Below are 12,105 nucleotides of genomic sequence, written 5' to 3'. Positions count from 1 at the left end.
CCTCAAGTTTACCATAAACTGTTTTCAGTTAAACGTTTGCTGATTGTATTTGCCAACACCAACAGGATAAATGAGACAAAGGACATTAAAAGCCCGATTGCGGTAGTATACTCAAAACGCCCGCCGAGGATTCCTTCTCGATATACATACGTACTGATAACATCCGCTGTTTCGTATGTTGCCTCGCTGTATAATAACAACACTTTTTGAAAATTGGTTTGCAAAATTCCGCTTATGCTTAAAATGAGCATGATGGTTGTGGTGGGCAAAATTGCCGGCCAGGTAATATGTCTGACTTTTTGCAGCCGATTGGCACCGTCAATGGTTGCCGCTTCAATTAAATTCGGATCTATTTTTGACAGGGCGGCTAAATAAATAATGCTTCCCCAACCGATTCCCTGCCAGATACCGGAAGAAATAAAAATGGTGCGAAAATAGGCGGGATTGGTTAAATATGAAATTTGTTCCAACCCGAGCCATATTCTCAATTTATTAAATATACCGTCATCGATAGCACAAAAATTGCTGATAATTCCGACCACCACAATAACCGAAATAAAATACGGCATATACGAAATTGTTTGCACAAGCTTTTTAAAATGGCGATTTTTCAGCTGGTCAAGCAGCAAGGCTAAAATAATTGAAGCGGGAAAGCCCCATAAAAGCGAATAAATTCCTAAAAGCAAGGTGTTCCGCAGTAACCGAAACAAATATGGATTTTGAATAAATTGCCGAAAGTATTTTAAGCCGACAAAATCGCTTCCGAAAAAACCTTTCATCGGATTATAATTTTGAAATGCAATAATAATCCCGTACATGGGAATATATGAAAAAATAAAAACCGAAACCAGCCCGGGAAGAATCATAAAAAGCAAGGTCTTATGCTCCCTGATTTTTTTGAGGCTGTTTTTTGAACGGATTTTATTTTGTTCCATTTACACCGCCCTCTCCTTATGTAAGCGTTTCATAAAGTATAGCATAGGAATTTAAAAAGGGGATAAAAATTTAAAAATTATTTACAGGAAAAGGCATCATTGTAAAACAAAATAACTATTTAAAGGAAAATTGCAAAGTATACAGAGATAAAAATAAGCGATAGATTAGTTCAGCGTTTTTTTTGATATTTTTAATTTGTTTTTTAATTCATCCAATACCAAACATAAAAAAAATTATAAAAAAGAGTCCGACACAACGGTTTAGTTTTTGACGTCCGTGTCAAAAACTAAACCGTCTGCGTGGAACCACGGGCATCTGTGCCCGTTCTGAGCTTGACAACGGTGGGTAAACTTACCATAGGGCAAAGCGTTAATAATTTGCCTCCGCTTTGCCAACGAGTTTAAAAGCTTCAATTTTATAATTTTGTATTGATGCTTTTAAACATCGTTTGGAATTGAGCACGGGCGAAGTTTTGAAAATTTAGTGTAACTTCGCCTACGAGTTTTAAAGCTTTGCAAACAGTCTTGCTTTAAAACATCGTTTGGAATTTAGCATAGGAATGCCTAAATCCGCAAGCCATTCTTGTCAATACTCTGAACACATACAGCAAGTTAATTACCGAAACGGTATGGTAGGACGGTATGCCAAAACAATTGAGCGCTGAAGATACAGAAGAAAGTGTATTAGTCATAAAATAAGCAAAGCGCGTAAATTTCTTTACAGCCTGAGTTTTTCAGCACTTCCGCGCAGGTGTTGAGGGTTGCGCCGGTGGTCATGACGTCGTCAATTATTAAAAGCTTTTCGGGTATACGTTTTTTGCCGCCAACGGCGATTTTCCCTGAAAGATTTGTTTGTCGCTCTTTTCGTGAAAGTTGTTTTTGTGCGGTTCCATCTTTTCGGGTAAGGCAGCGGTTTATACTAAAACCGCTTGCTTCAAGTCTGCGCGCAAGGTCTTCAATTTGATCCCAACCTTTTTTACGTAATTTTTTCGGACGGGGCGGTACCGGCACAATAGCGATATCGGCAGGCAGCATACAAAGTCTTTGTGCGGTTTGTATAAATTCTCCGATAAGCTTGCTAAAAAGCGGAGCAAAGGAGCGTATTTCCTTATTTTTCCATAAAGGCAGAAGTTTTTGTCCTAAACCGATATAGGGAAAAAGAGCGAATGTCTTTTGTATCGGAGAAACAAATGTTTCCGCTGCAAAGATTGCCGAATGGCACGCAGTACAGTATTCTTGTTCTGAAATAAGCTCCCGTCCGCAGCAGGCGCAAAAAAGCTCAGGATGCACCAGCGGGTACTGCAGCTGAGTGGAAAGCAACCGCTCAGCACATTTTTTGCAAAGGGGAATTGCGCGGAAAGTATCTTCCCCGCAAACCGCACATTGCTGCGGACACAGCAGATTCGCATAAAATGCCGCAAGTACATCGGTTAAAATAAAAGCAAATCTTTTCATACTGTATAGTATCGCAGTAAAAAAAAGATTTGCCATATTTTTAGTGTATTTTTTTAGTTTTTCTTTTTAGGCTGAGGTTCAGCCTTCAGTTGCGATTTTGATTCTGACTCAGGGTTTAATTCCTGTGTTTGTTTAGAATCCGATTGCTTTTTTTGTTCAGGGTTTAGTTCCTGTTTGGACTCAGGAGGTAACTCCTTTGTCGGTTCGGATTGAAACTGAGTTTGTTCAAGCTCCTGTATTAGTTTATCCGTTGATTCTTGAGCGTTCCTGTTTTTCTCTTCAATTAATTTTTGCCGCTCTTCATTGCGTTTTGCAATATATTCTTCGACAGCTTTTTCGGTATTTTCTCCTTGTACTTTTTTTTCTACTCGTTTCATATCTATTAAAGCAAGTTTATAAAATTCTGGCGGAAGACGGGATGAACCCGCTCCCTCATATTGGTTTAAAACATACTGTAACCGCATATATGCTTCCTGCCATTTTTTTTGCTTTAACCGAATATGTGCAATTTCAAAATCAGCCCCTATGCAAATAGATTCGTCATCGCAGAAACGCTTTAGAATTAAATTATAATAAAAAAGAGCTGCTCTTTTGTTGCCGATATCATAAGCTTCCTGGGCGCGCAAGTTCAGCTCCGCCGGAGTTAAATTTTCCGGAACGCTTGATTCTTTCGGTACAGTCATACAAGAAAAGAACAACAATATCACGAGAGTGCTCCCGAATATTCTGATGCAATTTTTCATTCTTCCTCCAAGTGTCATAATTAATTTTATAAATTCTTACATAATCAACAAGAGACTGGTAAAAAGAGTTACAAGCCTTCGGGTTTATTGTGTTTATTGTATCGATGGTTAATCACGCATAATAGTAATTTCAACGCGCCTGTTTTTTGCCCTATTTGGCGATGTATCATTCGGAGCAATAGGTCTTGTGCCGCCGTATCCTGCGGTGGTCATTCTGGAAGCATCAATACCGCGTTTTGCAAGTTCTTCCGCTATTTTATCCGCTCGAGCAACTGAAAGGACTAATTGATTTTTCGGTTGATTGATATCCGCAGTATGTCCTTCGATTAAAAATTTCGTATAAGGCCCCATTGCTCTAAGCGCTCTGGCAATAATGTCAACGCGTCCTTTTTCTTCGGGTAAAATTTCAGGAGAGTCTGCAATAAAACGAATATCATACATGGTTATTTTTATTGTATTAATTCCCGGTCGCATATTGATGCTGTCAGGCGTTTCTTTAGAAAACATTTTCTTTATATTATGATACGCAAAATAAAAATTCTCATCCGGCAGCGGATAGGGGAGGCTGGTGCGTAAATTTTCTTTATTGCAGATAATAATAAGTTTTCCCTCTTCCAAAAGTTTGAGGTTTTCCGGCTTTGCAAGGATTTGTGCCGCATCGCTGCCGGCAATGATCGGATCTGTCCTGTTTTGCCCGAAAACGCCGCGCGCAACAATACGCAAAGGATTTACGCCAATAATATCCCGATAGTCTTTTTCATTCAGTGCAGATGCATACCTGATAATTCCCTGTTTTTTTGCAATAGCGGGCAATACCATGTTTTTTTCATAAATAAGATTCATATCTGTGTCCCAAACTTTCGGAAAAAGACAGGGTTGTAAGGTTTCCGTTTCATACTCTCCGTGGACAGGCAAATTTCCCCGTGCATCAATGAGAATCCCTGAGTACACCTTGCTTACAGTGGAAGAAGGAGGCACTGCTGGTTTATATGGAACGGAATGTTTAACAAAAAGCTCACCCGCTTTTCCAAGCTTCGCCTGATGATACAGCGTTAAATCTTTCAAATCTTGCGAAAAAGCTGCCGGCGTTTCCGTCCCCTCTTCAATAAGTTTATTGATATCATTCATGGTAATTTGTTTTTCCGCAAGGTAATCTCCCATACGATTTGAGGAATCGACAAGGACGGAAAGATATACGTCTTTCATAAGTCTGGGAGATTCTTGGTGTATACGGGCAAGGGCGGTGTTTCTATCTGCCGGAAGATGAAGCGCTTCTTTATTGATATCTAAACTTATTTTAGAATCTATGGTAGTGTTTTCCCAATCCTGTACAACCGTTGCACCGATTGCATCCTCTTCGGCAAAGGTTGAAAATAAAAAGAAGGATACGATAACTAAAAAGAAATTATATTTTTTTTTCATTTTTATGCCTTATCTTTAAAAATAAATCGGGAGATTCCAAAATTTAATCCGAGTTTTAGAAAATTTCCGATTGTGTCTGTATTTACAATTATTGTATCGGCACATTTAAGACCTTTCCTAATGAAAGAATTGAATTCACCGACAGCTTGTTTTTTTCGGCTAAGGTTTCCACTTGCACATTATACGCTAAAGCAATTGACCAAAGGGTATCTCCCTTGCGTACCACATATTTTCCGCTAAAATCAATATTTTCGCTTGGGTTTTTACCCCGATACTCATGCACTGTTTTTAATGCGGGAATAACAATGGTTTGGCCAAGGCGCAAAGCACTCGGTTTTAAGCCTTTATTATAATTGATAATACTGTCAACACTTACGCCATAATGATTTGCAAGTGCATACAGGGTATCGCCTGAGCGAATTTTATAAAGATAATATTTAATGAGAATAGAGCTTTTATTATTAAGAAGTTGTTTTGTCGCTTGCTCATATGCAACGGGAATGCGCAAGGGGTACTTAGTATTCGGCGGGGTGATTGCGTGTTTTAATGAAGGGTTAATTTTTTTTAAGTCATTCGCATCAGCCCCGATTTTTTCCGCAAGCATTACAACATCAATTGCCCGCTTTACCGTGATTGTAGTGGTTTCAGGATGTATTGTAGGATCCCCCCAATCAATTCCATACTCGGAACTGCGCGAAAGAATTTCCGCAATAGCTAAAAACTTCGGCACATACAATACTGTCTCTCGTTTAAGAAAACCTTTTTCGCAAAGATACCAGTAATCCGCCTGTCCGGCTTTTTTTATTGCCTTATTGATCGCCCCCATTCCACAATTATAGGCGGCTAAGGCAAGCGGCCAATCTCGCAGCTGCTCATAATTCCACTTCAGTTTTTTAATTGCCGCAATACTTGTTTTCCACGGATCTCTCCGCTCATCCATCCAGTCATTGATATGAATATCATATCCTCCAATACTATTGCGCATAAATTGCCAAATTCCTACCGCACCAGATTTTGACACTGCTTTTTCTGAAAACCCCGATTCTATAACCGGCAAAAACAGTAGTTCAGGGGGGAGATTTGCCTGTGCTAATTCTTCGATAATAAAATTACGATACGGGGAAGAGCGCTGCATAATTGACGATAAGTATCGTAAGCCGCCTTCAGTTGTGTACTGCTTTTTAAATCGCTCAATTAAAGGATTGGAAACCAATAAAAGCGGACCGTTGAACAGGGAATTAATTTGAGTACTTTTTAGAATACCCACCGCAGCAAAAAAGCCTTCAGGCGGCTGTCTGTCTCTATTCTGTATCGAAGGGCTAAGTGAAGAAAAACCAAATAAATGAATAAGTAAAAAAGCATAAAAGCCGATTTTTTTTCTCATTGTTTCTCTCCATAATATACTCCCGCCCACTCCCATCGATCATGAATATCAGGATTGGGGGGAAAGTTAATTTTTTTAAAACAAAGATACCAAGTGCTGATATACTGATTCCACCCCGAGGTTCGAAGATATGCTTCATAAGGAGTGGATGAAGGATCAAGAGATGAAGCCACTCTGATTCTTCTGCCCGCCATAAAACTCTCAAGATTAAAATATGGCTGCTCCTGTTTTTCCGCCTGCTCCTGCTTCCAAGACATTGCAAAAAAATCAACCTTTGAGCGATAATTTTCCAAAGTATTTGGCGCTCCTTTATGAATTGCTGCGGTAATCGTTTTCACTAAATCATCGAGGGAGGCAAAAGTCCAGTTTTTAGAAGAAGCCGCCGCATTATAATTAACAATTTTACTTGCATATCCGAAAGAATCCGGAATTCCCTGGATAATAACATCGTAGCGTTTTAAACTTAAAAACTGTGTATAGGTTTGGATAGCCGCCTGCCATTCACCCAAGCCTTCATAAGCGCGCCCCAGCATAAAATACGCATACGCAGGATCAATTGAAGTGTAAAATTCTGATAAAAGTCGAGAATAATAATTGACCTGCCTGAGTGGATCTTTTGAAAGCTTTATTAAATTTTGTAAACACAGTAAATGAATTGATTTTTCCTGAATTTCAATATCATGATAATTTTGAATAATCCGCTCAAAATAGCAGGCGGCAATTTCCGGCATGTTTTGCTCCTGATAGCAATATCCAAGCATTAGAAGCCAGTATGCGGTATACGGATTTTTCTGATCGGTGTTGATAATATTTCCAAGAAAAACCGTTAGGGTTTTATACTGTTTTTCCTGCCGTAAATTTGCGGCAATTTTATCAATTAGTGCAAATCGCATTGATTCGTTTGTTTCCGTTTCAAGCAAGTTGACAAGCTGTATTTGCTCATCCCTGTGTTTTTTAAGGCCCTCATATAAATAAGTATCGGATGAAGCATTACAAGCTATACACAAAAAAAATACGCCGGCTGAAAAAATCAAAAATTTGAACGTTTTCACTTAGGCATCATAGCATATCTATTGTAATTCTGTCAAAGGTAGAAAATACTGACCGGGCGAGCGTTTTTTTAATAACTCTATCCCGTTTTTTAATACATCTTACAAAAATGGCAAAATTATGCCTTGCGAGTTTTAAAGCTTCCTGTTATAAAAAAGAGTCCGACACAACGGTTTCATTTTGCCATCCGTGGCAAAATGAAACCTATGAGTTTGAAAACTCCTGTTTATATAGCTGTGGTAGTTTTCAAACTCAATTCTGCTTGGAACCACGGGCGTCCGTGCCCGTTCTGAGTTTTGACGTCCGTGGCAAAACTTAACCTACGAGTTTTAAAGCTTTGCAAATAGTTTTGCTTTAAAACGTCGCTGCTGTTTGAAACCACGGGCGTCCGTGCCCGTTCTGAGTTTTGCCGTCCGTAGCAAAATTATGCCTTGCGAGTTTTAAAGCTTCAATTTTACAGTTTTGTGCTGATGCTTTTAAACATCGCTTGGAATTGAGCAAGGGCGAACCTTGGAATTGCTGCCTTTGGTTCGCCTACGAGTTTTGCCTGCTTACGCTGGGGTATCAGGCAAAACATCGTTTGGAATTTTACAACGGTGGGTAATTTGCTATAGGAATGTTTAAATCCGCAGTCCCTTATTGTTAGTGCTCCAATTTATATAACCGGAAGTTAATTACAAAACATTATACTACGAAAATACGGATGGGGATGCACCGCATATAAAGATTTTTTTATAAAAGAGAACTTGTTTTGATAAAGAGCTACTGGGAAAAAAGACAGCAGCATTGATAAACGCCTGTCGTTATTGTCGGATAAAATGAGCAGACGTTTTAAATGTCAGCAGAAACAAACTCTGCTGCGATTGAACAAAGGATTCTGTAAAACCCGAGTAAGGGCAATTTACTCGGTGACGGATATCAAAAGTTTTTACATGCTTTTCTGGCATTACTCACAAACTATTAAGCTTTTTATGCCTAAATTAGACATTTTTTTGACAGTACATCCTTCTCTTCTTGACTGTTTGGCGGTTTTCGTATACATTATAGATATATTTATAGATTAAGGAGATTGTAAAGTATGAAAATAGCAATCAATGGTTTTGGTCGTATCGGTCGCTTGGTTTTTCAAGCCTTAGTAGAACAGGATTTGCTTGGAAAAGACAAATACGATGTTGTTGCAGTAGTTGACCTTTCCACCGATGCAAAGTATTTTGCGTATCAGTTGAAATATGATTCGGTGCAGGGAAAGATGAAAGCAAAAATTGAAACCGCTGCAGACGATGTACTTGTTATTAACGGACATCAAATCAAGTGTATTTCCGGAAAAGGGCTTTCCCCCGAGCAACTTCCGTGGAAAGATCTTGGTGTAGATGTAGTAATTGAAGCAACCGGTATTTATGCAAATGAAAAAGCATACGGACACATTGATGCCGGTGCAAAAAAAGTTATTATTACCGCCCCCGGAAAAAGCAGCAATCCCGATAAGCCAATTAAAACCTTTGTCATGGGTGTAAATGAAAATGAATACGATGCTGCAAAGCATAATGTAATTTCAAACGCAAGCTGCACAACAAACTGTTTGGCACCTGTAGTTCATGTTATCTTAAAAGAAGGTTTTGGTATTGAAACCGGTCTTATGACCACCATTCATGCCTATACCGCAACACAAAAAACAGTGGACGGCGTTTCTCAAAAAGACTGGAGAGGCGGGCGCGCTGCCGCAATCAATATTATCCCCTCTACAACCGGAGCTGCAAAGGCGGTTGGTGAAGTTCTTCCCTCCACAAAGGGTAAGCTCACCGGTATGTCTTTTAGAGTTCCCACACCAACAGGGTCGGTTGTAGACCTCACCTTTAGAACAGAAAAAAATACTTCGATTGAAGAGCTTGATGCTGCTTTCAAAAAAGCTTCCGAAACTTATATGAAAGGTGTACTTGGCTACTGTGATGAAGAAATTGTTTCCACGGATATTATTCACGACAAGCGTTCTTCCATATATGACAGTAAAGCAACCTTGCAGAATAATCTCCCGGGAGAAAAAAGATTCTTCAAGGTGGTATCGTGGTACGATAATGAATGGGGCTATTCAAACAGAGTTATTGACCTTTTGAACTTTATTTCCAAGAAGTAAAGTTTACATAATTTTTCTTAAAAGCCCTTTGCGCGCGTAAAAGCTCGTAAAGGGCTTTTTTATGATACAGGATAAGCATCTATATTTGCTATTGTATAGTAAATCATACAACCATAGAAGCGTTATAAATAATTCCTATTATAATTCACTGTTTTTTAACACGTCTGATTTTTCATACAGTATATTTTATTATGTTTCATGCTACTTCACGTTGCAGTTCAAATTTTTCTCTTAATCCAGGTTTATTTTTAAACAGTCTTGCGGAAACTACTATGACATTTTGTAATTAAGTTACCATGTACTAACCGAGGCGTTATCAATACCGGCGTACAGATTCAACATCCCTGTACTAACCGCCACGGACGGCGGTGGTTCCAAACAGAAGCGACGTTTTAAAGCAAGACTATTCGTAAAGCTTTAAAACTCGCAGGTTTCATTTTGACAAGGACGTCAAAATGAAACCGTTGTGTCGAACTCTTTTTATAAAATTTTTTACGATTTGTATAAAATGCATTAAAAAAAATAATTGACGTATTAAAAAAACGCTGTACTAGTGTTTGATATGGATGTCAGGGTATCGCCGTTGTTTGCTGCAATTTGTCTAGCTTATTTTGTTATCGGCGTTTGATTTTTTTTACGCTGTAGGCAATCTGGACAGAGTCCGCTTAATTCCACCGTATGTCCGGTAATTAAAAAACCGGTTTCTTTGCTTATTTTGTTTTCTATTTCAGTGATCGGACAATCGTCAATATCTACCATTGTTCTGCACTCCACACAAACTAAGTGATGGTGGTGCGCCTCGTTTGTGCAAGGACGCTGAAAGCAGGCGGTACCGTCTTGACGAATACTTTTGATAAGAATCCCTGATTCAGCTAAGGTATTAAGGGTTCGATACACGGTAGAAAGATTTATTGCCATTTCCGCAGAGCAAAGCGCATATACTTCTTCGGCTGTTTTAATAATACCTTCTGTCATAAACAAAGAAAGAATTTTTCTTCTCGCCTTTGTTTTCCTCAGCTTTTTATTTGAGAGTGTAGAACCTTCCATATCCACAATTATATCGATTCTTGTATGAATACGCAAGGAATTTACGTACAATGATGAGAAAATAATACCGTTCAAAGGCGGTTAGAATTTAAAACTTTTGTAATTTGATTATTCAATTACGGAATATTTTACTCGGAACTCAGTTTTTCGTAAATGCTGTCAAGATCATCGCGAGTGAAATACGATATGTAAATAACTCCTTTTTCAATATCTCCCTTTATCTGTACCTTTGTGCCGAGCGCATCAATAAGCTGTTGTTCCAAGTGTTTTATTTCTGAAAATCCGCTTTCCTTAGGGCTGTCAATAAAAGAATCTGCGGTTTCTTTTTTTGCTATTCGACCTCCCTTGTTTAAAACGGCAGCTTGATTTTCCGCATCGCGAACAGAAAGATTCGATGAGGTAATTCTATTAAAAAGTATTTGCATGTCGGCGGGGTTAACCAATGAGAGAATCGCCCGTGCATGTCCTGCGGTAATTCTTCCGTCTTCAATAGCATTTTGCATTTCTTCAGGGAGTTTGAGTAAGCGCAACGCATTTGCAACAGTGGAGCGGCTTTTTCCGATTTTTTTTGCCGTTTCTTCCTGATTAATCTGATTCATTTGCATGATAGACTGATAGGCAAGCGCTTCTTCAATCGGATTTAAGTCTTCTCGCTGAATATTTTCTATAAGGGCAACTTCAAGTTTTTGTGCATTATCAAATTCACGCAAAACAACAGGGACTTCTTTTAAACCTGCAAGAATAGATGCGCGCGTACGGCGTTCGCCTGCAATAATAAAAAACTCTCCCTCGGCATTTTTTCCTGCAATAATAGGCTGAATTATCCCATGTTCTCGAATAGAATCCGCCAATTCCCGTAAATTTTCCTGATTGAATGTTTTTCGAGGTTGAAACGGGTTCGGTTTTAGCAATTCAGGGTCAAGTTTTATAACCTCATCGCCGGCTGCTGATTGTCCTGTGCTACCGTCAAAATCCGCCATAACTGAAGGATCTTCCATAAGCGCATCAATGCCTTTTCCCAATTTACTTTTTTTTGCCACGTTCCAATACCTCTTTTGCTAATTTTTCATAACTGCGAGCTCCCGCACAACCGGGATCGTAGGCACAAATGGGTAATCCGTGAGAGGGAGCTTCGGATAATTTAACATTACGCGGAATAATTGTAGAAAAAACCCTGTCTTTAAAATAACCTGAAACCTGCTGTACCACCTCTTGTGCAAGTTTTGTCCGCGAATCATACATAGTAAAAAATATTCCGCCAATCGTAAGATCGGGATTAAGTTTTACCTGTACTCTTTTTACAGTTTGCAACAGTAAGGTTAAACCTTCGAGAGCAAAATATTCGCATTGCAAAGGAATAAAAACTTCATCTGCCGCAACAAGACCGTTTAAAGTTAAAATTCCTAGCGAAGGAGGACAATCTATTAGAATATAATCATAAGCATCTTTTATTTTTGCAATAATGTTTTTCAGATAGTATTCACGGTGATTTTCATCAACAAGCTCAATAGTGGCACCGGATAAATCAATAGAAGCGGGAATTGCAAAAAGATTTTGAATGGCAGTTGGGCGAATCGTCTGTTTTATTTCAGATGCTTCTGCCAGTAAATCATAAATAGTAGGCTTGACATTGGCGATTCCGACACCGGAAGACATATTCCCTTGCGGGTCAAAATCAATTAAAAGGGTCTTTTTCCCTGCCAACGCAAGATATGCTCCAAGATTAACTGCGGATGTGGTTTTTCCTACCCCGCCTTTTTGATTTACAAAAACTAAGGTTTTTCCCATTTCTGAAGTATAACCTATTTTTAAAATAAATAAAAGTAGGTATTCACAGGGCAAGCGCACGAAAAATATCCTAACGTGTGAACGAAAGCCGTATTGCCATTAACGGGATTAAAGACCGATACAACGTTTTTTTGATAACTCAATTTCAAA

The 12,105-nt window shown here is 38.9% G+C and carries 10 protein-coding genes; 1 reads left to right on the top strand and 9 read right to left on the bottom strand.

The features are described from left to right. Positions 1 to 8 precede the first annotated feature (8 nt). The 6 genes from FUT79_RS08560 to FUT79_RS08535 form a co-directional block, all read right to left on the bottom strand. The gene (locus tag FUT79_RS08560; RefSeq protein ID WP_044634961.1) at positions 9 to 935 is read right to left on the bottom strand and encodes an ABC transporter permease; all 927 of its coding nucleotides are present in this window, start codon (positions 933 to 935) and stop codon (positions 9 to 11) included. 684 nt (positions 936 to 1,619) lie between these two features. Further along, a complete protein-coding gene (locus FUT79_RS08555; protein WP_024752398.1) occupies positions 1,620 to 2,390 on the bottom strand; it encodes a ComFC family protein in 771 nt (256 codons plus the stop codon). 53 nt (positions 2,391 to 2,443) lie between these two features. Further along, entirely contained in the window at positions 2,444 to 3,133 is a 690-nt protein-coding gene (locus FUT79_RS15120) for a hypothetical protein (RefSeq protein ID WP_176978578.1), read from the bottom strand. Positions 3,134 to 3,241: 108 nt separating this feature from the next. Further along, positions 3,242 to 4,555, bottom strand: coding sequence for an OmpA family protein (locus FUT79_RS08545; protein WP_002695130.1), 1,314 nt, complete (start codon positions 4,553 to 4,555; stop codon positions 3,242 to 3,244). Between the two features lie 88 nt (positions 4,556 to 4,643). Beyond that, the gene (locus FUT79_RS08540; RefSeq protein WP_024752400.1) at positions 4,644 to 5,939 is read right to left on the bottom strand and encodes a lytic transglycosylase domain-containing protein; all 1,296 of its coding nucleotides are present in this window, start codon (positions 5,937 to 5,939) and stop codon (positions 4,644 to 4,646) included. Then, positions 5,936 to 6,946 (bottom strand): tetratricopeptide repeat protein, encoded by a 1,011-nt coding sequence (locus tag FUT79_RS08535; protein WP_238569996.1) that lies wholly within the window; start codon positions 6,944 to 6,946, stop codon positions 5,936 to 5,938. Before FUT79_RS08535 ends, FUT79_RS08540 begins: the two co-directional genes overlap by 4 nt. 1,121 nt (positions 6,947 to 8,067) lie before the next feature. Between FUT79_RS08535 and gap the strand changes: the two genes are divergently transcribed. Then, on the top strand, positions 8,068 to 9,120 hold the full coding sequence (gap, locus tag FUT79_RS08530; protein WP_024752401.1) for a type I glyceraldehyde-3-phosphate dehydrogenase: 1,053 nt from the start codon (positions 8,068 to 8,070) through the stop codon (positions 9,118 to 9,120). A 606-nt stretch (positions 9,121 to 9,726) separates the two neighbouring features. Here the strand turns inward: gap and FUT79_RS08525 are convergent. The 3 genes from FUT79_RS08525 to FUT79_RS08515 all read right to left on the bottom strand — a co-directional run bounded on the left by FUT79_RS08525 (position 9,727) and on the right by FUT79_RS08515 (position 11,955). Beyond that, positions 9,727 to 10,167 (bottom strand): Fur family transcriptional regulator, encoded by a 441-nt coding sequence (locus FUT79_RS08525; RefSeq protein ID WP_002700570.1) that lies wholly within the window; start codon positions 10,165 to 10,167, stop codon positions 9,727 to 9,729. 128 nt (positions 10,168 to 10,295) lie between these two features. Continuing rightward, entirely contained in the window at positions 10,296 to 11,207 is a 912-nt protein-coding gene (locus FUT79_RS08520; protein WP_024752402.1) for a ParB/RepB/Spo0J family partition protein, read from the bottom strand. Continuing rightward, positions 11,191 to 11,955 carry a ParA family protein gene (locus tag FUT79_RS08515; protein ID WP_002700565.1) on the bottom strand — a complete coding sequence of 255 codons (765 nt, stop codon included), beginning with the start codon at positions 11,953 to 11,955 and terminating at the stop codon, positions 11,191 to 11,193. Before FUT79_RS08515 ends, FUT79_RS08520 begins: the two co-directional genes overlap by 17 nt. Positions 11,956 to 12,105: the final 150 nt, after the last annotated feature.

The organism is Treponema phagedenis, from assembly GCF_008153345.1.
GTDB lineage: Bacteria > Spirochaetota > Spirochaetia > Treponematales > Treponemataceae > Treponema > Treponema phagedenis.
The sequence above is the reverse complement of the archived record's forward strand: the minus strand, read 5'-3'. Positions and strand labels throughout refer to the sequence as shown.